Raw genomic sequence first — 23,181 nt, forward strand, 5'->3', positions numbered from 1 at the left:
AAAAGATGCCTAATGTTCAATGGTAAGTGAAAAGGAGCCTTCGGTAGTCCGATCGGCGTTAGCCAGTATGAACTTGCATAGTACAGTTTTTCGTTCCATGAATATGAATTGTATTTTGTATGGTTATTTTATTATTACTATTCTCATCTGTCAACTAAGAATTAAAATTTTTCTGAACTTTTAAACAAAAACACGGCGAGCCCGAAAAGGCCCGCCGTGTTTTCGTTTTATTTTGTTATCAATCGAATAATGTACTGACTGATTGTTCCTCATGCACACGAATGATTGCCTCTGCAATCAAAGGTGCTACAGAAAGACCAACAATTTTATCGATTTTCTTATCTTCAGATAGGGCAATCGAGTTAGTCACGACCAATTCCTTGATCGTTGAATTTTGAATCCTTTCGATGGCAGGACCTGAAAGGACTGGGTGTGTACAACAAGCGTACACTGCTTTAGCACCATTCTCCACAAGGGCATTGGCCGCTAATGTAATAGTTCCTGCAGTATCGATGATGTCATCAATCAGTATTGCTGTCTTCCCTTCAATATTACCAATGATGTTCATGACTTCAGCCACGTTCGGTCTTGGGCGGCGCTTATCGATAATGGCGATCGGTGCTTTTAGGCGATCGGCCATTTTACGGGCACGTGTTACACCACCATGATCTGGGGAAACGATGACGATATCACTTAAATCTTTTTCCTTGAAGAAATCAGCTAAAATCGGAACGGCAACAAGGTGATCGATCAGAATATCGAAGAAACCTTGAATTTGAGGTGCGTGAAGATCTAATGTGATTACACGGTGGGCACCAGCCGTTTCTAAAAGATTTGCTACAAGTTTAGCTGTAATTGGTTCACGCGCACGCGCTTTGCGATCTTGGCGGGCATAACCGTAATATGGCATTACAATATTGATCGTTTTAGCTGAAGCACGTTTAAGAGCATCGATCATAATTAAAAGTTCCATTAAATTTTCATTGACTGGTTGGCTTGTTGATTGGATTACGAATACATCACAGCCACGGATACTTTCTTCAATATTAATTTGAACTTCACCGTCACTGAAACTTGTTACGCTACATTTTCCAAGTTCAACACCGATTGCTGCAGCAATTTCCTGAGCTAAATCGAAGTTTGAATTTAAAGAGAATACTTTTAAATTAGGATCTAAATACTGATTTGACATGATGACCTCCGTCGGTTATTTATTAAATTTCAAATTCTTGACATAATCTTCTTTGTTAACTTGACGAGCCCGGGCAACGGATAGGGCTTGCTGCGGTACATCTTGCGTGATGGTTGAACCAGCAGCTACATATGCCCCTTCTCCTACTGTCACAGGTGCAACCAGATTAGAATTGCAGCCTATGAAGACATTGTCTTCAATCTTCGTCAAATATTTATTTTTCCCGTCGTAATTCACGGTAATAGATCCACAGCCTATATTAACATTCTCCCCAACCTCTGCATCACCAATATAACTCAAATGTGAGGCCTTGCTTCCTTTGCCAAAAACGGTCTTTTTAATTTCGACAAAATTACCGATCTTAACGGAATCCTTAATATCTGATTGAGGTCTAACATGTGCGAATGGACCGATTTTAACAAAACTTCCAATACTGCTTTCGTGCACAACCGATTGGAGGACTTCCGTTCCATCACCAATTTCACAATTACTGATTTCCGTATTCGGGCCAATCAAGCAGTCCTGCCCGATGATACTTTTTCCTTTAATGAATGACCCAGGGTTAATGACTGTATCCTGTCCGATTTGCACATCCGCTTCAATGAAAGTTGTAAGCGGGTCGATGATCGTTACACCGTTCCTCATATGCTTTTCATTGATTCGTTTCCGTAAAATTTGCTCAGCCTGCGATAAAGCCACACGGTCATTCACACCCAATGTCTCCTCGAATTCACTGGATTGGAAAGCCGTCACCACTTCGCCTTCTTCTTTTAAGATTTCAATAACATCCGGTAAGTAATATTCTCCCTGGACATTTTCATTCGAAACCTTTTTCAGCGCGCTGAATAATGCTTGGTTGTCGAAGCAATATGTACCGGTATTTATTTCCTTAACATATCTTTCTTCTTCCGAAGCATCCTTATGCTCGACGATTTTTTCTACAAGTCCGCCTTCACCGCGAAGGACCCTTCCATAGCCAGCAGGGTTATCTGCATATGCTGTTAAGATTGTTGCTTTCGCCTGACTTTGCTCATGCAAGGCTATAAGCTCTTTCATTGTTTCCGCTTTAATCAGAGGCGTATCTCCGCAAATAACAAGGGTCGTGCCACTTTTTGCGGATAAAACGCTTTCCGCTTGCATTACAGCATGTGCCGTACCTAATTGCTGTTCTTGTAAGGCATACTTGCATGAATCACCAAGTTGCTCTTGAACCTTTTCAGCACCATGGCCGATGACTGTTACAATATCTTCTATTTGAAGTTGATTGACTTGATCGATAACATGTTGTACCATTGGTTTCCCGCAAACAGGGTGCAAAACCTTATAAAGCTTAGATTTCATCCTAGTACCTTGCCCAGCGGCCAATATTATTGCATAGCGATTACTCATAACAGGCCTCCATTTTCACCTTTTTATCCACTAAAAATATTATCTCAAATAGTGATTCTTTTCAAGGTAACAATTAAAAGTACATATAATTGTCAACCAATCGGGTGAAAAATTTCCGTTATCCGACAGCTTACAAATGTCAGCATTGGGACTTGGAGCATTATTTGACATCATGAAATGAATGATATATGCCCGGTCAATGTACAGAAACATGTTTCCTCCCCTTTATCCCAAAATTCCGCCACGACCGCGCCATGCCCTATGTACAAGCCATCTGGAAGCACTGCACCCGTTGTTAACTCCCATTCCGAGATCAGGTTACCGATTCATGTCATTAGAGAGATCCCCTTACAGGAATTTCAATTTCCGGTTGATCAAAAAGGTTTTAAAAATAAAAAGGATGGGTACTTAAACTTTAGATAACACCGTAAGTTTTACAATTCATTTAAGCAAATATCTGTATGATGAGCGGATAAGTTCTAAACTTTTCTGTTTTTGAATAAATAAAAAAGAGCACTACTTATGAAGTAGGCTCTAGATGCACGAATTATAAATTTAAAGTTTAAAAGTAAAGTTATTTTAGGAAGCACCTGCTCCAGCTTCCTCTAATTCAGTTTCAAGTTCTCCCAATCGATGATATTCTGTCAAGACAGCTTCTTGAATTTTCCCGCGTGTCGAGGAATTGATTGGATGAGCGATATCCCGGAATTCTCCATCTGGAGTTCGTTTACTTGGCATTGCTACAAATAAACCATTGTTTCCGTCGATCACACGAATATCATGAACCACAAATTCATTATCCAATGTAATTGATGCGATAGCTCTCATACGACCATCCGTATTTACACGGCGTAATCTTACGTCAGTTACTTCCATTTAAGCTCACCATCCCTTTTTGTTGTTGTTAAAACTTAAAGTACATATTCAACAAAAAAACGTGAACTCCTTCTATTATCTGTAATTTTTTTAGAAAATTCAGCCTAGTTTTTAAAAACATTAGAAATCACCCATATATTACAGGAAAATTACCCATTACGAATGCCCCTTAAAATAAAAAAACGCCCGTTTATTTAACGAGCGCTACCACTTCTATTTCCACTAGTGCATCTTTAGGAAGGCGAGCAACCTCTACACAAGAGCGGGCAGGTTTGTGAGCAGAAAAATATTCTCCGTATACTTCATTAATCGAACCGAAATCGTCCATACTTTTAATGAATACTGTAGCTTTAATGACAGTTTCCAATGAAGCCCCAGCTTCTTTCAATACGGCTTGGAGATTCTTAAAGACCTGGTGTGTTTGTTCCTTGACATCCCCTGTCACCATCTCACCAGAAGCAGTAAGCGGGATCTGTCCAGAACTGAAAAATAACGTATCCACGATCACGCCTTGTGAATATGGTCCGATCGCTGCCGGTGCTTCATCAGTATGTATCGTTTTCATGAAATCATTCCCCCTATTCCTTTTTCGTAAAATAATTCCCACGGCTGACCTTGATTTTCTTGTCTCTTTCGACCACCTGTGTCAACTTGATTAAAGAAACATAGTCCTCGACAAGGCACTCCTCCGTATGCTCGGATTCAACCAGCACCGCAATTCCGGCAACTGTTGCCTTAAATTCATCCAATAGACTGACCATACCGTTAATGGTACCTCCAGCCTTCATGAAATCGTCTACAATCAATACATTCGAACCCTCAACCAAGCTTCTCTTAGAGAGTACCATAGTCTGGATCCTCTTTGAAGAGCCAGAAACATAATTGATGCTCACTGTAGAACCTTCCGTTACTTTATTATTCCTACTTACAATGACAACTGGAACATTCAAATAATTTGCCACGGCGTATGCTAATGATATCCCTTTGGTTGCCATCGTCATGATGACTGAGACATTTTTCTTGGCATACATTGAAGCGATTATCCTTCCAACCTTATTCACGGTTTGCGGATGTCCTAAGATGTCTGTCATATATAGATAACCGCCAGGAAGTAGCCTTTCGGGACTAGCGATCGTATCGCATAATCCGTCAATGAAGGCATTGACCTCTTCTTCCTTGATGGAAACAATATATTTCACTCCACCGGCCGCACCTGGAACGGTTGTTAAAGAACCTATCCCCCGTTGTTCAAAGGTATCTTTGATGATGGTCAAATCTTCACTGATCGAGGACTTTGCCGAACTATATCTTTCAGCAAAATAAGTCAGCGAAACTAATTCCCCTGGATGTTCTAATAAATAATTGGTCATATCGACTAGCCTCTCGCTGCGACGAAATTTCATTGAGACACCCCCTTTGTGAATTCCGAATATTATATTGCAACTATACCACTAATGTACGTTTCTATTCAAGATTGTTTCGATCACCCAACAAACGGACCGCATAGACCTGATCACAGAATCCGCGAAGACCATTGTAAATCCTCTGCATGCGCGAATCATGTTCCACCAAACCAAAAACGGTCGGACCGCTTCCGCTCATCAAGACCGAATCTGCTCCAAATGTCTTCATTTGATCTTTAATGTTCGCAACCTCCGGGTATAACTGCAATGTCACTTGTTCAAGAACATTCCCTAACCCTTCACATACATCGTGATAATTGTTTTCCATAATAGCCGAAATCATTCCAGGTACATCCGGATGCTCCATTTTTGAAGTTTGGAGCCTTTTGTATATATCGGCAGTCGAAACGCCGATCGTCGGTTTGGCCAAGATGACCCAGCACTTTGGCGGTGCAGGAAGATGCGTGATTTTTTCCCCGCGCCCTCTGGCCAATGCCGTACCTCCATATACACAAAATGAAACATCAGAGCCAATTTCAGCTCCGATTTCCGCAAGTTCATCCATGGAAAGACCAAGCTTCCACAGTCTATTTAAGCCTCTTAAAGTTGCTGCGGCATCACTGCTGCCACCAGCAAGTCCTGCGGCTACAGGTATATTTTTCTCTATAGTTATGGAAACACCTTTATTGATTCCAAAACGTTCCTTTAGAATAAATGCAGCTTGATAAGCCAAATTCCGATGATCATCCGGAACAAATCGATTATGGGATAGAATTTGAATATGATTTCCCTTTATTTCCTTTAGTTCAATTCTATCGGCAAGGTCGACTGTCGTCATGATCATTTCCACCTCATGATACCCATCAGGCCGTTTGAAAAGCACATCCAAAGCCAAATTAATTTTAGCCGGGGCTTTTTCCATAAGCTTCAATATGTCCACCTACTTTAACGTTCTTAAAAGTTCTTGTCCTATTCTATCATATTTGTTTATATTCTAAAGGTTTTTTCATCGTAATTTCAATGTAATGAAGCTAAGATTGGCCCTTAGAGGAGAATAGACACATGTAGGCACATTGGGGAGCAGCCACTTCCTGCATCCCAAAAGACTTGCTACATATCCATATAGCATTCACCGATACATAAAAAAACCAGACTCCTTAACTACAATGTAAGCAAAAATGAATAGAGCTATACATTGTATAGAGAGTCCGGCTTCCATCAACATGACGGCATGATACAATTAAGTGTTTTATCTTACTCTTTGTTCACCAATTGACGTTGTGCTTTTTCGATAGCAAGTTTTACCATGTTTCCTGCGTCCCTGGCCCGGATTCCTCCCCAGCCTTCTTTCTGGACAACATCGTAAAATCCAAGTTCCTTAGCCAATTCCTCTTTAAGATTATTTGACATAATCCCTTTTTTCCTGCTCAAGCGAAGCAACCCCTTTCACATGCCGTCACATGCCTAGTGTTTGCAACATACGCTATTTCATTACATCCTTTTTAAGCCTTTATTGGGACTCACAGGATATTTTATGCAAAACAAAAAGCAGCAAACAAAATTGTTAGCTGCCTCGTCTAAGTTACATCTCTTGTTGTTTGTTTAAAAATGTTAGTTCTACGGTTTCCGTTAAAACATCCGCATAGCTGTAAGATACTCTTTCAAACGCATTTTCATCTTGGTCGAGCTCAATTACAAAAACAGCCGGATAAGTTTCCGCCAAAGTTCCAAATCGTTCTACAGTCTTTCTTCTTCCACCGTTTGCTTTTAAGAGCAATCTTTTACCCAGGTTTGAATCAAGTGCAGTTTTAATATCAGCTAGAGTTTTTGGCATTTTCGGTCCACCTCACTAAGTTAAGTATATCACAATTTACAAATATACGCAAACAAAATAATAAATTATATCAGCACTTAAAAATGTAGTCAATATATTTTTATCTGAAATTCGGCAAAATCGCGAACAATTTTATTATATCCTGGGAAATGAAAAATTATGTAAACGAACTATTCCATTATTTATTAAGCCGAATTTTCGTAATTAAATCATTGCCTACGAACATTGCTCCACAAATAACCCATTTTTTTGTGAGGATATCCGAATTCTCCCCCTACCAAAAGCAAGCTGCATTCTTTCAAAATGCAGCTCGTTCATTCTTCCTGAAATGGCTTGAAAGGCAACCCGGTCCGTAACACCCCTTTTGTCTCAATTCCCCCCAGCCCCTTCTCTCCCGTTAATGTATTCCGAAGGACATCCCATACATGAATATGATCGGAAAATGGCGTAAAGCTTATCTTTCCGACGATATAAACCGGATCAAGAGCATGTATATTAACACGGGAAGGAGAACTTGCGAAATTTGCCCCCGCTTGGATCAGCGATTCAAAATGCGACTGACAAGCCCCGGCAAATATAATCAGTTGGTCTAAATGAGAAACCCTCCTTCGCGCTTCTCTAACTGTCTGTACAAAATCCTTTGAGTGACGGTAGGCATTAATATCGGACATCGGTCCTTTTGATTTTGAATAGGCATCATGACCGGTGACAACAAGAATGTCCGGCCGATAATGATCCAGCAACCCCCCGATCCTTTGGGGCATTTCCTTTTCATTGCAATAGATGCCATTGACCGGAATACCGAATTTCTGATATAGATCCATGCATTTCCTCAAGTAAGATGCATCCCCATCAACATGGAGCACCCTCCCTGGTATTTGAAAATATTCACCGCTATACCGATAGCCATTACTGGATTGATAGCCGTTTTTTTGTTGTTGCAGCTCTAGATCTTGCGTTAATAAGCGGTCAGATTGTTCTTGTAGTACCTCATTCGACCTTTGTCGATCATTTCTTTCATTATCATTAATAATCATTAAATCTTGAAAAGGTGCATCTGCAATCAGTCGGATATCTTCCCCATAAAGAATAGCTTCACGCCTTCCGTCAATATCACGGATATCAATTACCCGGAACAACACGTCGCATTTATAAGAAACCCGACCAACAATATCGTTTATTTGAATATTCATGGCCCCACCCCATGAGAAGACTTATTTTCAGCCCGCCCTAGTTTATTTTCATTCTTAAGTTATGCGAACCAATCTTGAATGGTGAAAGGTGGATATTGATTACATTTTCGGGTATGTTCCATCATGATGGGCCAATTTCAAAATAAAAAAAGCCGGAAGCTGGGAGTGACCCCATTCCGACTTGAATCTTTCACGTTTTCTTTATTTGAAATTCGGCAATAACGCATCACTTAAGCGGCCAAATTCTTTGATGCTCAGTGTTTCGCCCCGTCTGGAAGGATCCACTTCCGCGGCTTCGAGAGCGGCAAGTATGTGTTCCTTTTTCGATTTACCATCTGGCATCTGACTGGTTAAGTTATTTAAAATCGTTTTCCGACGCTGTGCAAAGCACGCCCGGGTCACAGTGAATAGGAAATCCTCATCCAGGACCTCGACGATTGGCTTCAAGCGCCTAGTAAGGCGGATTACAGCTGAATCAACATTAGGCTGAGGCATGAATACCGTTTTTGGTACGATCATCACTGTTTCGGCTTCTGTATAATATTGAATGGCAATGGATAAAGAACCATATTCCTTTGTCCCAGGTTTTGCGGCAATTCGGTCAGCCACTTCTTTTTGCAGCATGCACACGATGCCTCTAATGGGCAAGTCCTCGGACAATAGCTTTAAAATGATCGGCGTCGTGACATAGTATGGCAGGTTTGCAACAACCATCAAGTCCGAGAATCCAGCAAATTCATCCTCGATGACCTTCTTGACATCAGCCTTAAGAACATCCCCGTGAATGATGTTTACATTGTTATAGGGAGACAGTGTATCCGATAAGATGGGCAGTAGACGCTGATCAATCTCAAAGGCCGCAACCTTTTTGCTGCTTTTCGCCAGTTGTTCCGTCAATGCCCCGATTCCCGGCCCAATTTCGATGGCGCCGCTTTCCTCTGTCAAATTGGCATGTTCGACAATACGTTTCAAGATATTCGTATCGATTAAAAAGTTTTGGCCTAAGCTCTTTTTAAAGGAGAATCCGTACTTCTTTAATATTTCTTTCGTTCTGACAGGGGTTGCAATATCCTTATTCATTTTTTTCCTCCTGAATTATCTGTACCATCGCTTTCTCAAAAGCCTCAGTTGATATTTGGAACATTTTTAGTCTCTTATATAACTGTTTACCATTGGTAAACCCGATTTTTAACATAGATCCAAGTTTTTCCCTTCGTTCCTTGGCACCGGATCCCCCGATTAAACCTGCATCTATTAAATCCTGCTGTGAAATCTCTTCCGAAGCCTCTTCGTCCATTATTTGGGCATCCTTTAAAGCATTACGAATTGCCTCAGGAGAAGCATGTTCCACACCAATTCCTCTACCTGACTTAGGAAGGGCTTCCTTCTTCGTTAAAAAGGCGTGTTTACACCCTTTTACTTGTTCTGAAATGATATTCCTGATTTTTTGACCAGGAAAATCAGGGTCAGTGAAAATGATGGCTCCACGTGTCTTTTGTGCAAGCCTCACCTGTTCAATACAGGACTCATTCACCGCTGATCCGTTGGTTTCTATTGTATCAGCATTAACAGCCCTTTTTATCGCCACCGTATCGTCTTTTCCTTCTACAACAATAATTTCTTTAATCTTTTTCATGGTTTCCTCCATACAGAAAAGCGCAAGCGCTTTGATTAGCTCTTGGATAAACGTAACCGGTCCCCCGTAAAAAACTTTTTTGGGTAGAGAATCCAGTCTAGATCATTTATGAAAGTTTACACGCATATATTGAAACCTTATGGAATGGCAAGACGTCTATCTTATTAAAACAGTTTTACATGGGGTTTTTCAACAAATGGAAAATAAAACGCAAAAAACAGGAGACGAATTCATCTCCTGCGAGAGAAACCTTATTAGTCCAATACGCGAATCTTTACTCTCTTTACACCCCAGCGATAGGCATCATTTTTTGAAGAAAAGAAGACGTCAATCTTATTTCCCTTTATTGCTCCGCCTTTATCAGCTGCTACAGCATAGCCATATCCCTCTACATATACTTTCGACCCCATGGGAATCACGCTTGGATCGACAGCAATGATTTTCGCACCCGGATTACTCTTTAGATCTACTCCTGTGGACGTGACTCCGGAACAGCCCTTACAACTGGCAGTATAAGCTGTTGAAGATACGTATATTTCTTTTCCACTTGAAGAACTAACGTTAGTTACTCCCCGTGATGCCTGCGCAACAGTCGTTCGAGTTCCGACCGTTACAACTTTATCCTGCTTTTTATTAACTACTTTTTCTGAAAGTAATTCTCTTTTGACCTCTTTGCCATTTTCTTTAACAACTTCATATTTCTTGGAGACGAGTCCGTCTTTTCCTTCTTTGACAATTTTCTCTTTCCCTTTTGATAAAGAGTCATCTTTTTTAGTTATGACAGCAAAGTCAACTGGTTCTTCCACTACATCGGTGACTTTTTCAATTCGAACTACGTTTACCGTATTCTCAGCTTTAACTTTTTCGGTTAATTCTGGCTCAACTCGATCCAAATCATTGAGTTTTACTCCTTGTTGCTTTAAAAAGTCAGCGACAGTAGTCGAAGTTGACCATACCTGCTTTTCTTCTCCACCTACCACTAATTTCAGTGAAAAGGCTTTGTCTATGGCAACTTCCATATTCGCTTTCAGCTTCGTGCTTTTTGAAGGGGTGATCTTATCCTGTTCCTTCACACTTAGATTTTGGTCTTTTAAAAGTCCATCTACCGTATCTGCGGTGGACCAGACTTCCTTCTTCTTACCATCCTGTACCATGACGATTTTTTGTGCAGGCTTCCAAATCACATCCAAATCATCATCAACCTTTGTGGTTCTTGATGGGTGGACATAATCTGCGGCTTGAACGTTAATCTCTAAATCTTCCAACATATCATTTACAGTAGCCGCGTGTGTACGCACTACCTCTTTTTTTCCATCTAGCATGATTGTTACTGTATCCTTTGTTCCTTGATATATAAGTATTCCCAATGCTGTAGAAACAAGAATAGCACTGCAAATGGCCATTGCCATTCTCTTCTTCCCAAAAGGTTTGGGAATAAGGTTTTTCATAGTTTTTAATAGAATGAAAAACTCCTCCTTCCTCCCGGTGATTATATAGACTTAGTTATCAAGCTGTCAACCCATTCACTTCTCATTCAGGAAATTACTACCTATTATGCATATTCCATAATGAAAAGGAAAGGGCGACTTCTCGACATAATAAGCCTATAGTTGGAGTGAAATTTGTAGAAACCTTAAAAAGTTGCGATTTTAGCTAGCAAACCCCGGGGGATATTGTAAAAAAAAATGTCAGTTAATGCCGAATAATTTCTTGGCATTTTCCGTTGTTGCCTGGGAAACTTCCTCTATTGTAAGTTGTTTGATTTCTGCAATTTGTTCAGCGACAAGTTTCACATATGAAGGTTCATTACGCTTCCCTCTATAAGGATGGGGAGCCAAGTATGGACAATCGGTCTCAATCAGTAAACGGTCTAAAGGTACGGCTGCTGCCACTTCCTTTGGTTTTTTGGCATTCTTGAAGGTCACAGGGCCTCCCAATGAAATATAAAAATTCATATTAATGCAATCCAAAGCCGTTTCTGCACTTCCGCTAAAGCAATGCATGATGCCCCCAACCCTTGATGCCTCTTCTTCCTTCAGTATGTTCACGATATCCGCGGTCGCTTCCCGATTATGGATGATAATGGGCAGCCCCACCTTTTTGGCCAATCGAATCTGCTTCCTGAACACCTCCATTTGAACATCTTTTGGAGATTTATCCCAATGATAATCCAGGCCCATCTCCCCAATGGCCACAACCTTTGGATGATTGGATAATTCCTCGATCCATTGTAAGTCATCTTCCGTCATATCTATAGCATCCACAGGATGCCATCCGACTGCGGCATACATGAAATCATAAGTTTCTATTAATTCCATTGCCCTTATAATGGTAGGCCGGTCAAAACCAACGACTACCATATTATCGACCCCTGCTTCCTTAGCTCTTTCTATTACGTCTTCGAGATCCTCGTTGAATTGTTCCACATTAACATGTACATGTGTGTCAAATAACATTATTTTTTTCTTCCTTTCTAGCACTATTTTATAAAAAAATGAAAGTTTTATGTTTCACATTTAGGTAACAAACAGATTACAAAAGAGGCTGTATGCCCAATTAATAAATGTAGAACCAAAAACTAAACCTATATTACGTTACTTTTTCCAAAAGCATAAAGAAAAAAACATAAAAATGTTTCATATGAAACACCTTTATGTTTTCATCCGTTTATTTCACCTTTGAACCATTTGGAATCGATGAATCTATTGTAGCGACTGAGAGCACATCATCCTGGCTTCCCGCCAAAATCATTCCTTGAGAGAGCTCGCCACGAAGTTTAACAGGTTTCAAATTCGTGACGCATATCACTTTTTTGCCTACTAAATCTTCTGGTTTATAGTACTGTGCAATGCCTGATACGACTTGCCGTTTCTCATAACCCAAATCAAGCTGAAGTTTAAGAAGCTTATCCGCCTTCTTTACAGGCTCAACTGCCATTACCTCAGCAACACGCAGCTCCACTTTTGTAAAGTCATCAATAGTGATTTCATCAACCTCGGGAATCATCTCTTCCACTTTTTCCTTGGCCTTAGGGGCATCCCCCTGCATTTGTTCTTTAATATATAAAACTTCCTCTTCCATATCCAAACGAGGGAAGATCGGGTCTCCCTTCAAGACTTTTGTTTCAGCAGGAATTTGACCGAACTCCGCTAAACTGTCCCAGGATTTTAACACATCATCTTTGATGCTAAGCTGAGCAAAGATCTTTTCCGGTGTTTGCGTCAAGAACGGTTTCAAAAGGATTGCCGTCCTGCGTAATGATTCCGCCAAATGAACCATGACACTGGCAAGGTCTTCTTTCTTTGATTCATCTTTAGCAAGAGTCCATGGCTGGGTCTCATCAATGAATTTATTAGTTCTGCTCACGAGTTGCCAAATGGATGTCAGTGCAACTGAAAATTCCATATTTTCCATTGCTTCCTCATACTTGCCAACCGTTTCTTGGTTCATTTCAAGCAAAGCTTTTTCGAATTCACCATTGGATCCTTCATAATTTGGAATCACACCATCAAAATATTTATTGACCATTGCAACTGTTCGATTTAATAAATTCCCTAAATCATTGGCCAGGTCAAAATTGATCCGTTCCACAAACCCTTCCGGTGTAAATACCCCATCGGAACCAAATGGTACTTCACGCAATAAATAGTAGCGTAAAGAATCCAACCCGTAACGATCGATCAATGTAACGGGATCCACTACATTTCCTTTTGATTTGGACATTTTACCATCTTTCATGAGAAGCCATCCGTGGGCGAAGACTTTCTTTGGAAGCGGCACGTCAAGAGCCATTAACATGATCGGCCAATAAATTGTATGGAAACGAACGATTTCCTTTCCGACCAGATGTACATCGGCCGGCCAATAATTCAAGTATTTAGAATCATTGTCCGTTCCATACCCTAATGCCGTTATATAATTGGTCAAAGCATCAATCCATACATAAATGACATGCTTTGGATCTCCCGGCACCTTGATGCCCCAATCGAAAGTAGTACGTGAAACGGCCAGATCTTCCAATCCAGGCTTGATGAAGTTATTGATCATTTCGTTTTTGCGGGATTCCGGCTGAATGAAATCCGGGTTTTCCTCATAAAACTTAAGTAACCGATCCGCATATTTACTCATCTTAAAGAAATAAGATTCCTCTTTCACCTTTTCAACAGGCCTGCCGCAATCAGGACAGTTTCCATTGCTCTCTTCGACTTGACGTTCCGTGAAGAAAGATTCGCAAGGTGTACAATATAATCCTTCATATTGGTCTAAATATATATCACCCTGGTCCAATAACCTTTTGAAAATCTTGGCTACGACCTCTTTATGGCGATCTTCCGTCGTCCTGATGAAATCATCATATGAAATATCAAGCTTTTCCCAGAGTTCTTTGATCCCTGATACGATATTATCTACATATTGCTGTGGAGTGATTCCTTCCTCAGCCGCTTTACGCTGGATTTTTTGGCCATGTTCATCAGTTCCTGTTAAATACATGACATCGAAGCCACGCATCCTTTTATAACGAGCCATGGCATCCCCTGCCACTGTCGTATACGCATGCCCTATATGTAAATTGCCACTCGGATAATATATGGGTGTCGTGATATAGAATGTTTTTAATTTATCTTGCACTTCGTTCCCTCCTCATCATTTGAAAAACCGGCTATGGGACTGGCCCAAGCCAAAAGAATATATTTAAGCTAGTATCTCTATTTTAACGCTATATACAATTCTGTGCGACAATAATCACTAATCTAATCATCATGTTAATAGAATAAAAAAATAATAAGTAGACTCAACTTAAAAATAAGGGTACTTCCCTTCTGTCAGCATTACCTCTTACCTGAACAAAATATACCTAAATTTCTTTTTTTGTGCAACAACTCACATATTCGCAAACTTTTTCAGAAAATTATCCTTAATTCAGAACTTTTGTTTTGAAACTAAAATATATTTAATCATATAATAAGGAAGTATGTTTTCATATGCATACTTTGTCGAAATGTGGTGAAGTGAGCAGTTCTTTGTATCCTGCATTTCTTTACTTTTAAAGGCATAACCGATTTTTTCTCTTTAAAAGCCATTTTGTTACACGAAGTGGACCCTGCTATTTCTTACAAAAAAATGAAAATAAATCATTGACGAATTTGGGAATGGCTGGTATTATAAATTTATAAAAAAATTTGTCGAATAATGGCGAAAAAAATAGAAATAGGGTACTAGATTGTAACTGAGAGGAGAATTTTTTAAATGAAATCTACAGGTATTGTTCGTAAAGTTGATGAGTTAGGCCGGGTGGTTATTCCAATCGAACTTCGTCGTACATTGGGTATCGCTGAGAAAGACGCTCTTGAAATCTATGTGGATGATGAGCGCATCATCTTGAAAAAATACAAACCAAACATGACTTGCCAAGTTACAGGTGAAGTTTCCGATAACAACCTTACACTTGCCAATGGCAAATTGATTCTTAGTCGTGAAGGTGCAGAATTACTTATTCAAGAAATTCAACAAAACTTCACTGCTTCTAAATAAATGATAAAAAAACTTCCGTTCTTCGGAAGTTTTTTTATGCTCATTATTCTTGTATATCAATGTGAAACGCTTGATAAACATCGCGTTTTTGCATATTGCGATCTTTTGCGACCTGCTTGATTGCGTCCTTTGAAGTGAACTGCTTGGTTTCTATATAATGATTAACATGGCCGACGATATCAAGGTCCATCCACCAAGCCTCTTCCGATTCATCCTCCGACCATTGCCCGCCTTCTATTATTAAACAGAACTCACCGCGAATTTCGGATTCCACCGCCCATGTCAAGGCCTCACTCACAGTCCCTCGAATGAACTCTTCAAATTTCTTGGTTAACTCCCGGCATAATACTATACGACGGTCACCTAAAATTTCATGCATATGTTTCAATGTTTCTTTCAATCGATGTGGCGATTCATAAACGATCCAAGTTGATTCCATTTTTTTTAATTTTTCCAGTTCCTGCTTTTTTTCTTTTGCTCCTCGTTGCAGAAAACCATAGAAGTAAAAAGGCTGGGGAACCAGTCCAGATGCGATCAATGCAGTTAATGCAGCATTTGCCCCCGGCAACGGAATGACTTTAAACTGTTCGGCAATGGCATCTTTGACCAGTTCATATCCCGGGTCGGATATCGTCGGCAAGCCAGCATCACTTACCAATGCGATGACCTCTCCAGATCGAAGCCTCTCAAGCATTTGTTTCCCGCTATATTCCTTATTATGTTCATGGTAGCTGACGATAGGTGTCGAAATTTCAAAGTAGTTGCATAATTTCTTCGTATTTCGCGTGTCCTCAGCAGCAATGACATCCGCTTCCTTTAAGATTCTTAAAGCCCGGAAACTCATATCCTCAAGGTTTCCTATCGGTGTAGGAACCAGATATAGAGCCGGCTCCAATCCTTCTTTTTCAAAACTCTTTTGCTGCCACATATCATGTATCCTCCTTTGCCATCCACTTTTCCTTTTGTTTTCTTGTTAATTGCTTAAATTTATATTCAGCCTGCATGGCCAATGTCCGTGTTTCGAATATTTCATGATAAATCAGTTCAACCGGTGTCCGGCCACGTGTATACTTAGCGCCCCTGCCTTGATTATGAACATCAATCCTACGGTGCAAATCATTGGTATACCCAGCATAATAACTGCCGTCCCTGCACTTTAAAACATATAAATAATGCTTATTCCTCTCCATATAGAATCCTTCTGATTTCGGGATTATACTCATTTTGATCATTATATACAACAAGCGGGGGAAGAATCTTCAAATCAGGGTTGCCGTCCTTTATCCCTTCTATAAGAATCGTATTCGCTTCTTTTGAACTCTTAGGATAAACGAATTGCAGTCGCTTCGGTTCAATTCTGTACATCCTCATGAAATGCAGGATATCCATCAGACGGCCCGGTCTATGAACGAATGCGGCTTTCCCACCTTGACGCAGCAATTGGCTTGAAACACGCATGACATCCTCAAGATTACACATGATTTCATGTCGGGCAATTGCAAAGTGCTCATTTTTGTTAATTTCCTCCATGGATGGCGTCGGGAAATAGGGTGGATTGCAAGTAACGACGTCATATTTGCTATACCCTATCTGCTTTGGAATTTCTTTTATATCTCCATGAATCATCTCGATTTGGGAGGTTACGCCATTATAGTCCATGCTCCTCTGGGCCATGTCATATAACCGCTCTTGAATTTCAACACCGGTAATTTTCCCTTTCGTTCTTGTACTCAGCAGCAAAGGTATGACCCCATTGCCTGAGCAAAGATCGACGATTTTCCCTTTTTGGATCGGTACATTCACGAACCTTGATAATAAAACGGCATCTAATGAAAAAGAGAACACCGATGGGCTCTGAATGATCCTTAAATTCTCAGCCAAAAGATAATCCAGGCGCTCATCTCCATTAAGTTCTACCATTGCTGTTACCCTCCTAATCATGTATGGAAAAAGCATGTTTAGGGACCATGCTTCTATGTTACTGTCGTACAAAAAGGGGCCTGACTCATAGTATGCGTCAGACCCCGAATCACTATATATTGTAAACGGTCTATCTATCACGTAAAAGAGATGGAACATCTTTTATATTATCCATTATCACTTCTTGTTTAAAAAAGATAAACAGAACAGGCAATCCCCTTCTTTTCGTAAACTGCCAAAATGCAGATTGCAAATATGAAAGCCTTCTTGATAGATACGGGCTAAGTTATCATAGCCTTCCCCGATATCCATAACCTTTTCCGCACTTGGAGTACGGTTTTTCACTTTTTGTTTGACCTTAACTGCAGCAGGCGCACTTTCGACTTCCACAAGGCCCAACCGATGGCGCAAATGCTCGTTTTCCAGCTTGATCGACTGATTTTCCTCAAGTATTTCAGCTAAGTTCTGCTTCAATTCTCCAAGCTGCTTATATAATTGGCCTATCTGGGTTTCCATATTGGTCACCGACTCAAAAATATCTTTCTTATCCACGCTCTCCCACCACCTTAATAATCTGTGGCTTGAATAGAAACGGCTCCCTCTTTTAGAATCTCATCTAGAGTATACTCTAATACTCTTTCTTGCCCGATTAGTTCAATCTGAAGTACGCGTTCTAGAATATTAAGCCCCACTACCTTGCCTTTGCCACCAGGCGTATTAATCATTTCACCTAAATCAGGAAGCATTTCCTTCGCACTTTCATACTCATCATTTTCATATTTCAGACAGCACATCAATCGACCGCATAAACCTGAGATTTTTGTAGGGTTTAATGATAAATTCTGATCCTTCGCCATTTTGATGGAAACCGGTTCAAAATCTCCAAGAAATGTGGAGCAACAAAGCATTCTGCCACAAGGTCCGATGCCACCAAGCATCTTTGCCTCATCCCTTACCCCGATTTGGCGCAGTTCTATGCGAGTTCTGAATATGGCAGCTAAATCTTTGACTAAATCACGGAAATCCACGCGACCATCCGCTGTAAAATAAAACACGACTTTATTTCTGTCGAAAGTATATGACACATCAACCAGCTTCATATCCAGCTTATGTTCCACAACCTTTTGACAACATATAGTGTAAGCCTCTTCTGCAGCCGCCTTATTCTCGTCTACAATCAGCTTATCTTTTGCATCAGCGACCCGAAGTACTTTTTTCAATGGCAGGACAACATCGTTTTCATCTACTTGTTTACGGGCTGTAACGACTTTACCGAATTCAACACCGCGGACAGTCTCCACTATTACAAAATCGTCCTTAGGAATTGCGAATTCACCCGGATCGAAGTAGTATATTTTGCCCGCCTTTTTAAAACGGACACCTACAACATCATACAAATCATGATCCCTCCTGCAAATTCAGCACAAGCTGTTCCATCAACAGCTGTGGATTCGTGTTGGACATCAGCTTCCTTTTTGCTTCCAAAATGCAACCCATATGTTCAGCAAGGCGTCTTGGGGAAAGATGAAGAGCGTGAGTTTCAAATTCCTTCAGTTTATTTTGGAACACAACGAAGTCCTTTTTGTCCAACTGAATGTATAATAAATCCTTATATATAAGAAGTAACAAATCAAGACCTCTGTCAACCTGTTCTCTTTCTTTAAAGTGTGTGAACCAATCCGTCTGAAGGTACAGCATTGCCTTCAAGGAATTAAGTTTTAACACTTCATATAATTTTACCACTATTTTTTGAGCTTGTACAAACCATTCATCATGGCTAAGCTCGATTCCAGCTTCCACATTCTGTGTGATGTGGGCAATAACCGAGGCCAGCTGTGGTTCTAACTCCTGTTCTATCAGCTTCCGTTTCACATTCTCCGGAGATAATGGCTTGAACGAAATCACTTGGCACCTTGATAATATAGTCGGCAGAATCCTCTGAAGCTGTTCGGTCATCAATATTGCTACCGTATCAGCCGAAGGTTCTTCTAAAAATTTCAATAGACTGTTGGCTGCCCCCACAGACATTTTGTCAGCATCGGCAATCATATAAACCTTCCGATCTGCCTCTACGCTCTTTTTCGAAAATTCTTCCTGAAGCCCCTTGATTTGCTCTTTCTTTATTGAGAGACCGTCCTTTTCTATCAAATGGACATCAGGATGATTCCCACTTGAAATCCGTTTGCAATTCCGACAAAGTTCGCATGGCTCATAACCTGCTGTCGGGGCTTCACATAGTAAGCTTTTGGCAAAGGCATAGCTTATCTCTTGCTTGCCTGTCCCTTTTTCCCCTTCAAATAAATACGCATGAGCCACCCTGTTTTTCGTTATGCTATTTTGCAGCATCGTCATTACCTGCGGCTGAATTTCACTCATGTCCTGCCATGTTTTATCCAAAACCATCAACTCACTTAAGTATATAAATTAATCAGAAGACCTTTAATCTCGCCTATCATTTCCAATATTTCAAGCGAACTCTTCTCTTTATTAAGAATTTCCTCGCTTAACTCAACTAATTTTGCATCTATCGTTTCCACGGTTTTCAATGGCCGGCTCTGTCCATATTCATTCCAGCTCGTTGATTGCTTCAGTTCCAGTCCATATTCAACCGCTTCTTTAACAAACCGTTTCACCAATGCTTTATATTTTGCCAATTCCCTAAAAGTACGTGACCTTACTAAACGCTGACCCGCCCCTTCGATATCGCCTATCAAACGGTTTAATGTTTGGATTTGCATCTTTTGATCCTGTGTCTGAACCATTTGTTGGAATCTTCCATTTCCAGTTTGGAATTGTTTGGCATCCTGTCGCGATTTATCCAGCTTAATAGGGATATCATGGTTGATTTTCATAATGAACCTCCCTGAAACTAACCGTTAAAATTGTAAAAAGTTTTCAACCGGCAGAACAAAAATGGTCGCACCGCCCACTTGAATCTCCACTGGGTAAGGTACATATGACTCGGCATTCCCGCCCATCGGTGAAACCGGTGATACTAATTGGGATCGTGACTGACAATTCTGTTTGATGATCTGGATGGCTTGGTCAACACGTTCATCCTCTGTTCCAATCATAAAAGTCGTATTACCTGATTTTAAAAACCCGCCAGTGCTGGCTAACTTGGTCGTTCCGAAATTATTTTCCACTAATTGATTCAGCAGGCGATGACTATCCTTGTCTTGAACGACAGCAATGATCATTTTCATTCTCATCATCCTCCGGTTACTCTGAATTTTTACTAACTACATTATATCAAATAGTATTGGTTGAATAATATGGAAACCTATATAATCAGTTTCCCGCTTTCGCTAAAAAATCCAATAGGCTGGCTTTCGATTCCTCAAAGACTTCATCTATTGTCCGGCCTGCATCCACGATAATGAAACGTTCTTTCCATCTATTTATAATGAACTGATACCCTTCACAAACTTTTTTATGAAAGTCGAGTGCTTCAAGATCCAGCCGGTTCACTTCCCGTTCCCCATTGGACTGGATGCGTCTCAATCCCTCTTCTGGGTCGATATCAAAAAAGAGCGTGGCATCTGGCATCATATCTCCAATTGCAAATTTATTGATATTGTAAACTTCTTCTATATCCAAACCCCTTGCATGACCCTGATAGGCTAATGAGCTATCTATAAACCGGTCACAGAGGACAATTCCCCCTCGTTCCAGCTCAGGCATGACCACTTCCACTAAATGCTGACGCCTTGCTGCTGCGTATAATAAAGCCTCTGTCCTCGAGTCCATGGCTGTATTATCTTTATTAAGGATCACTTCCCTAATTTGCTCCGAAATGGGAACTCCCCCTGGCTCACGGGTTAATAGAACTTGATAGCCTTCTTGTTGCAGAGCCTTGCCAAGCATTTGGGTAATGGTTGTTTTCCCGGCACCCTCAGGCCCTTCCATTGTTATAAAAATACCACGTTTCATCGATGTACCTCCAAGGTTCTTTGTATGTAGTATATCATTTTAACCAGTCTGCCCGCTTTCATAAACGATTAATTCTCCGTTTGAAAGGGAGGAACCACCATGAAACCTTGATCCCATTTCCAGCAGTCTCCGCAAATTGGATATATGTTCAGGAGTAATCATTTCCCCGGACATAATTAAAGGGATGCCCGGCGGATAAGGAATGACCATCTCGGCGGATACCTCTCCGACTGCTTTCCGTAATTCGACAGGTCTTGCTTTGCTATGCTTCATGACGGAGTAGGGCATTTCAAGCCCTGTCATTGACCTTCCATCAGGCCAGAGGACCCGAAGATCTGCTTCCTTGTTTCCAGCTCTGTCTTGAGTGGCACTTTTTATAGTTTGTATGATTTCATGAAAAGGAAAATCGGTACCCATTTTTAATAAGGGTAAAATCATTAATAAATTATCAGGATCAGCCAACTCCGTAAAAATGCCTTCGGCTTCACATAGCTGCTGTAACTCAAATCCACTTAAACCATTTGTTGATTGAATGACTACTTTTAACGGGTCTGCCAAGGTGCCTGGCGGCGCCTCCAGAACCCTTACTGTCTGCAGGGCACCTAATTCTCCTCTGAAGTCCGATATCTTTTCAATAAGGAATTTTTTATCTTCTGATGTAAAAGCGGCTAAGTAGGCCCTGGCCAAGTCGAGCGAACCCATAATTGGGTAAGATGGACTGCTGGACTGAAGCATTTGTAAATAGAATGATGCTTGATCGACATCAATTAAGGATGAATTCACATGAAGAAATGACCCCATCGTCATGGCTGGCAGTGTTTTATGCGCTGAATGGACAACGGCATCTGCCCCTGCCGAAATGGCCGACTTGGGAAACGGACTTCCTAACTGAAAATGAGCGCCATGTGCCTCGTCCACCAGCACAGGAATCCCCTTTTGATGTGCGAGTCTTACCATTTCCGTCAAGTCTTCACCAATTCCATAATAATTAGGATAGGTAACAATGATGGCTTTTGCATCTGGATGTACACTCAAGGCTTCTTCAATTAAATTTGATCCCAAACCGCCGGCAATGCCCCATTTCTCATAATAGTCCGGTTGCAAAAAAATCGGTTGTACATTCGCTAACATCAATCCATGTAAAATTGATTTATGGCAGTTTCTTTGGACAAGGACCTTATCACCTTCCCTGCAGGCAGCAAGAATCATGGCAATGTTGCCTACAGTTGACCCATTAACGAGAAAATAACTCCGCTTTACCCCATATAGATCAGCGAGTAGTTGCTCGGACTTTAGAATGGCGCCCTCTGGAGCATGCAGGTCATCTAAACCGCTTATTTCCGTGGCATCAATACCAAGCAGGGGGTTGTATAAGGCTTGGCCCTTTTTATTAAACACCCATCCATTTTTATGCCCTGGGACATGCAGGGATATGGAGCTTTTTTTATGAAAAGCACTCATTGCATCGAACAATGGTGTCTGTAATTGATTCATTTTTCTCTTCCCTCATATCATAGTATTTTTTCATTTTATCAAATAAGTACAATTTTATCTCATATTGCGCCGACAGAAAGGCAATTATGCATCTCTGAACAGTCTGTTTGGAGGGAACATACGGCAACATGGGAGCATGTTGCCAAGCATTCTTCTAAAGTACCAAAAAAAGAATCAGAGACTAAAGAAACACACATTTCTTTTATCTCTGATTCTTTAACTTTCCACAAACTATTTTTTCATGATAATATTTCAGGATTAGTGATTTTTCTTAATTTCTTTAAGTAATATTGGTACTTGGGATCGTTCGTATCCGTCCCGATCATATCCCTTTCGCATTCCTCACAAATAAAAGTCGTATATAGATGTATACCCATCCCTTTTACTTGTTCACAAACCGCGCACGTTTCCCCTGCCGTTGTTTTGGTTTTTGTTGTCCCCAACATCTCCACCTCCATACCTGCATTCTCCCCAAAAACCATTGTTCGCATACATTGATTTAAATAGTTTAAGAGAACCCGGGGATGCTTTTAACAATGTATGATGAAGAATTTCAATACGTGTATGTCTTCATAAAAGTTTCCATAATTGATAATCCCTTTATATCCAATGATTTTTCTTTGCATTAAGCAAAAAAAGACCAGCCGGATGGCTGATCTTTTTAAATGGCTTGGCGGCGTCCTACTCTCACAGGGGGAAACCCCCAACTACCATCGGCGCTGAAGAGCTTAACTGCCGTGTTCGGAATGGGAACGGGTGTGACCTCTTCGCTATCGCCA

At 40.7% G+C, this 23,181-nt stretch carries 26 protein-coding genes and 1 rRNA gene; 1 reads left to right on the forward strand and 26 read right to left on the reverse strand.

What is annotated here, in order from left to right; genetic code table 11:
• Positions 1-238 precede the first annotated feature (238 nt).
• The 14 genes from AC1DIV_RS22345 to metG all read right to left on the reverse strand — a co-directional run bounded on the left by AC1DIV_RS22345 (position 239) and on the right by metG (position 14,152).
• On the reverse strand, positions 239-1,192 hold the full coding sequence (locus AC1DIV_RS22345) for a ribose-phosphate diphosphokinase (protein ID WP_034316329.1): 954 nt from the start codon (positions 1,190-1,192) through the stop codon (positions 239-241).
• Between the two features lie 15 nt (positions 1,193-1,207).
• Positions 1,208-2,581 (reverse strand): bifunctional UDP-N-acetylglucosamine diphosphorylase/glucosamine-1-phosphate N-acetyltransferase GlmU, encoded by a 1,374-nt coding sequence (gene glmU, locus AC1DIV_RS22350; protein ID WP_034316331.1) that lies wholly within the window; start codon positions 2,579-2,581, stop codon positions 1,208-1,210.
• 579 nt (positions 2,582-3,160) lie between these two features.
• The gene (spoVG, locus tag AC1DIV_RS22355) at positions 3,161-3,457 is read right to left on the reverse strand and encodes a septation regulator SpoVG (RefSeq protein WP_034316332.1); all 297 of its coding nucleotides are present in this window, start codon (positions 3,455-3,457) and stop codon (positions 3,161-3,163) included.
• 190 nt (positions 3,458-3,647) lie between these two features.
• Entirely contained in the window at positions 3,648-4,022 is a 375-nt protein-coding gene (locus AC1DIV_RS22360; RefSeq protein ID WP_252279409.1) for a RidA family protein, read from the reverse strand.
• 13 nt (positions 4,023-4,035) lie between these two features.
• On the reverse strand, positions 4,036-4,860 hold the full coding sequence (gene purR / locus AC1DIV_RS22365) for a pur operon repressor (protein ID WP_048690004.1): 825 nt from the start codon (positions 4,858-4,860) through the stop codon (positions 4,036-4,038).
• A gap of 61 nt (positions 4,861-4,921) precedes the next feature.
• Entirely contained in the window at positions 4,922-5,791 is an 870-nt protein-coding gene (gene ispE, locus AC1DIV_RS22370; RefSeq protein WP_048690002.1) for a 4-(cytidine 5'-diphospho)-2-C-methyl-D-erythritol kinase, read from the reverse strand.
• Positions 5,792-6,114: 323 nt separating this feature from the next.
• Positions 6,115-6,291 carry a small, acid-soluble spore protein, alpha/beta type gene (locus tag AC1DIV_RS22375; RefSeq protein ID WP_340878260.1) on the reverse strand — a complete coding sequence of 59 codons (177 nt, stop codon included), beginning with the start codon at positions 6,289-6,291 and terminating at the stop codon, positions 6,115-6,117.
• Positions 6,292-6,442: 151 nt separating this feature from the next.
• Positions 6,443-6,694, reverse strand: a complete 252-nt coding sequence (gene veg, locus AC1DIV_RS22380) for a biofilm formation stimulator Veg (protein ID WP_034316343.1) — start codon at positions 6,692-6,694, stop codon at positions 6,443-6,445.
• 314 nt (positions 6,695-7,008) lie between these two features.
• A complete protein-coding gene (gene yabG, locus AC1DIV_RS22385; RefSeq protein WP_048689999.1) occupies positions 7,009-7,887 on the reverse strand; it encodes a sporulation peptidase YabG in 879 nt (292 codons plus the stop codon).
• A 201-nt stretch (positions 7,888-8,088) separates the two neighbouring features.
• Positions 8,089-8,967 carry a 16S rRNA (adenine(1518)-N(6)/adenine(1519)-N(6))-dimethyltransferase RsmA gene (rsmA, locus tag AC1DIV_RS22390; protein ID WP_477577425.1) on the reverse strand — a complete coding sequence of 293 codons (879 nt, stop codon included), beginning with the start codon at positions 8,965-8,967 and terminating at the stop codon, positions 8,089-8,091.
• Positions 8,960-9,523 carry a ribonuclease M5 gene (rnmV, locus tag AC1DIV_RS22395; RefSeq protein ID WP_048689993.1) on the reverse strand — a complete coding sequence of 188 codons (564 nt, stop codon included), beginning with the start codon at positions 9,521-9,523 and terminating at the stop codon, positions 8,960-8,962. Before rnmV ends, rsmA begins: the two co-directional genes overlap by 8 nt.
• A gap of 254 nt (positions 9,524-9,777) precedes the next feature.
• On the reverse strand, positions 9,778-10,932 hold the full coding sequence (locus tag AC1DIV_RS22400; protein ID WP_477577427.1) for a ubiquitin-like domain-containing protein: 1,155 nt from the start codon (positions 10,930-10,932) through the stop codon (positions 9,778-9,780).
• A 279-nt stretch (positions 10,933-11,211) separates the two neighbouring features.
• Positions 11,212-11,979, reverse strand: a complete 768-nt coding sequence (locus AC1DIV_RS22405; RefSeq protein ID WP_477577428.1) for a TatD family hydrolase — start codon at positions 11,977-11,979, stop codon at positions 11,212-11,214.
• Between the two features lie 211 nt (positions 11,980-12,190).
• Positions 12,191-14,152: a methionine--tRNA ligase gene (gene metG / locus AC1DIV_RS22410; RefSeq protein ID WP_477577430.1), complete on the reverse strand. Its 1,962-nt coding sequence runs from the start codon at positions 14,150-14,152 to the stop codon at positions 12,191-12,193.
• A 618-nt stretch (positions 14,153-14,770) separates the two neighbouring features.
• Between metG and AC1DIV_RS22415 the strand changes: the two genes are divergently transcribed.
• Positions 14,771-15,055: an AbrB/MazE/SpoVT family DNA-binding domain-containing protein gene (locus AC1DIV_RS22415; protein ID WP_048689982.1), complete on the forward strand. Its 285-nt coding sequence runs from the start codon at positions 14,771-14,773 to the stop codon at positions 15,053-15,055.
• A 43-nt stretch (positions 15,056-15,098) separates the two neighbouring features.
• Here AC1DIV_RS22415 and rsmI read toward each other — a convergent pair whose 3' ends face one another.
• The 12 genes from rsmI to rrf form a co-directional block, all read right to left on the reverse strand.
• Positions 15,099-15,983: a 16S rRNA (cytidine(1402)-2'-O)-methyltransferase gene (rsmI, locus tag AC1DIV_RS22420; protein ID WP_048689979.1), complete on the reverse strand. Its 885-nt coding sequence runs from the start codon at positions 15,981-15,983 to the stop codon at positions 15,099-15,101.
• Position 15,984: 1 nt separating this feature from the next.
• A complete protein-coding gene (locus AC1DIV_RS22425; RefSeq protein WP_477577431.1) occupies positions 15,985-16,245 on the reverse strand; it encodes a GIY-YIG nuclease family protein in 261 nt (86 codons plus the stop codon).
• Positions 16,232-16,975 carry a tRNA1(Val) (adenine(37)-N6)-methyltransferase gene (locus tag AC1DIV_RS22430; RefSeq protein WP_477577433.1) on the reverse strand — a complete coding sequence of 248 codons (744 nt, stop codon included), beginning with the start codon at positions 16,973-16,975 and terminating at the stop codon, positions 16,232-16,234. The genes AC1DIV_RS22425 and AC1DIV_RS22430 overlap by 14 nt, the downstream gene beginning before the upstream one ends.
• Before the next feature lie 177 nt (positions 16,976-17,152).
• Positions 17,153-17,491: a DNA replication initiation control protein YabA gene (yabA, locus tag AC1DIV_RS22435; protein WP_207117975.1), complete on the reverse strand. Its 339-nt coding sequence runs from the start codon at positions 17,489-17,491 to the stop codon at positions 17,153-17,155.
• Positions 17,492-17,541: 50 nt separating this feature from the next.
• Complete coding sequence (locus AC1DIV_RS22440; protein WP_048689969.1) at positions 17,542-18,372, reverse strand: PSP1 domain-containing protein; 831 nt, start codon at positions 18,370-18,372, stop codon at positions 17,542-17,544.
• Position 18,373: 1 nt separating this feature from the next.
• Complete coding sequence (gene holB, locus AC1DIV_RS22445) at positions 18,374-19,378, reverse strand: DNA polymerase III subunit delta' (protein WP_141236117.1); 1,005 nt, start codon at positions 19,376-19,378, stop codon at positions 18,374-18,376.
• Positions 19,379-19,386: 8 nt separating this feature from the next.
• On the reverse strand, positions 19,387-19,827 hold the full coding sequence (locus AC1DIV_RS22450; RefSeq protein ID WP_048689968.1) for a YaaR family protein: 441 nt from the start codon (positions 19,825-19,827) through the stop codon (positions 19,387-19,389).
• Positions 19,828-19,851: 24 nt separating this feature from the next.
• A complete protein-coding gene (locus tag AC1DIV_RS22455; RefSeq protein ID WP_034316369.1) occupies positions 19,852-20,181 on the reverse strand; it encodes a cyclic-di-AMP receptor in 330 nt (109 codons plus the stop codon).
• An 85-nt stretch (positions 20,182-20,266) separates the two neighbouring features.
• The gene (gene tmk / locus AC1DIV_RS22460) at positions 20,267-20,908 is read right to left on the reverse strand and encodes a dTMP kinase (RefSeq protein ID WP_063595536.1); all 642 of its coding nucleotides are present in this window, start codon (positions 20,906-20,908) and stop codon (positions 20,267-20,269) included.
• 39 nt (positions 20,909-20,947) lie between these two features.
• A complete protein-coding gene (locus tag AC1DIV_RS22465; protein ID WP_477577435.1) occupies positions 20,948-22,402 on the reverse strand; it encodes an aminotransferase class I/II-fold pyridoxal phosphate-dependent enzyme in 1,455 nt (484 codons plus the stop codon).
• Positions 22,403-22,641: 239 nt separating this feature from the next.
• Positions 22,642-22,860 (reverse strand): sigma factor G inhibitor Gin, encoded by a 219-nt coding sequence (locus AC1DIV_RS22470; protein WP_340878251.1) that lies wholly within the window; start codon positions 22,858-22,860, stop codon positions 22,642-22,644.
• Positions 22,861-23,070: 210 nt separating this feature from the next.
• Positions 23,071-23,181, reverse strand: a 5S ribosomal RNA gene (gene rrf / locus AC1DIV_RS22475); the annotation flags it as partial.

The sequence above is a fragment of the Peribacillus sp. 05N428 genome, from assembly GCF_056397085.1.

Bases quoted from the DNA above. Each gene is read 5' to 3' on its own strand.
- purR (WP_048690004.1), bottom strand. From the start codon at position 4,860: ATGAAATTTCGTCGCAGCGAGAGGCTAGTCGATATGACCAATTATTTA.
- AC1DIV_RS22465 (WP_477577435.1), bottom strand. From the start codon at position 22,402: ATGAATCAATTACAGACACCATTGTTCGATGCAATGAGTGCTTTTCAT.
- AC1DIV_RS22405 (WP_477577428.1), bottom strand. From the start codon at position 11,979: ATGTTATTTGACACACATGTACATGTTAATGTGGAACAATTCAACGAG.
- AC1DIV_RS22400 (WP_477577427.1), bottom strand. From the start codon at position 10,932: ATGGCAATGGCCATTTGCAGTGCTATTCTTGTTTCTACAGCATTGGGA.
- rnmV (WP_048689993.1), bottom strand. From the start codon at position 9,523: ATGAAAAAGATTAAAGAAATTATTGTTGTAGAAGGAAAAGACGATACG.
- AC1DIV_RS22455 (WP_034316369.1), bottom strand. From the start codon at position 20,181: ATGAAAATGATCATTGCTGTCGTTCAAGACAAGGATAGTCATCGCCTG.
- AC1DIV_RS22470 (WP_340878251.1), bottom strand. From the start codon at position 22,860: ATGGAGGTGGAGATGTTGGGGACAACAAAAACCAAAACAACGGCAGGG.
- spoVG (WP_034316332.1), bottom strand. From the start codon at position 3,457: ATGGAAGTAACTGACGTAAGATTACGCCGTGTAAATACGGATGGTCGT.
- yabA (WP_207117975.1), bottom strand. From the start codon at position 17,491: ATGGAAACCCAGATAGGCCAATTATATAAGCAGCTTGGAGAATTGAAG.
- AC1DIV_RS22430 (WP_477577433.1), bottom strand. From the start codon at position 16,975: ATGGTAGAACTTAATGGAGATGAGCGCCTGGATTATCTTTTGGCTGAG.
- glmU (WP_034316331.1), bottom strand. From the start codon at position 2,581: ATGAGTAATCGCTATGCAATAATATTGGCCGCTGGGCAAGGTACTAGG.
- holB (WP_141236117.1), bottom strand. From the start codon at position 19,378: ATGGTTTTGGATAAAACATGGCAGGACATGAGTGAAATTCAGCCGCAG.
- rsmI (WP_048689979.1), bottom strand. From the start codon at position 15,983: ATGTGGCAGCAAAAGAGTTTTGAAAAAGAAGGATTGGAGCCGGCTCTA.
- AC1DIV_RS22425 (WP_477577431.1), bottom strand. From the start codon at position 16,245: ATGGAGAGGAATAAGCATTATTTATATGTTTTAAAGTGCAGGGACGGC.
- AC1DIV_RS22360 (WP_252279409.1), bottom strand. From the start codon at position 4,022: ATGAAAACGATACATACTGATGAAGCACCGGCAGCGATCGGACCATAT.
- tmk (WP_063595536.1), bottom strand. From the start codon at position 20,908: ATGAAACGTGGTATTTTTATAACAATGGAAGGGCCTGAGGGTGCCGGG.
- veg (WP_034316343.1), bottom strand. From the start codon at position 6,694: ATGCCAAAAACTCTAGCTGATATTAAAACTGCACTTGATTCAAACCTG.
- AC1DIV_RS22415 (WP_048689982.1), top strand. From the start codon at position 14,771: ATGAAATCTACAGGTATTGTTCGTAAAGTTGATGAGTTAGGCCGGGTG.
- yabG (WP_048689999.1), bottom strand. From the start codon at position 7,887: ATGAATATTCAAATAAACGATATTGTTGGTCGGGTTTCTTATAAATGC.
- AC1DIV_RS22450 (WP_048689968.1), bottom strand. From the start codon at position 19,827: ATGAAAATCAACCATGATATCCCTATTAAGCTGGATAAATCGCGACAG.
- AC1DIV_RS22345 (WP_034316329.1), bottom strand. From the start codon at position 1,192: ATGTCAAATCAGTATTTAGATCCTAATTTAAAAGTATTCTCTTTAAAT.
- rsmA (WP_477577425.1), bottom strand. From the start codon at position 8,967: ATGAATAAGGATATTGCAACCCCTGTCAGAACGAAAGAAATATTAAAG.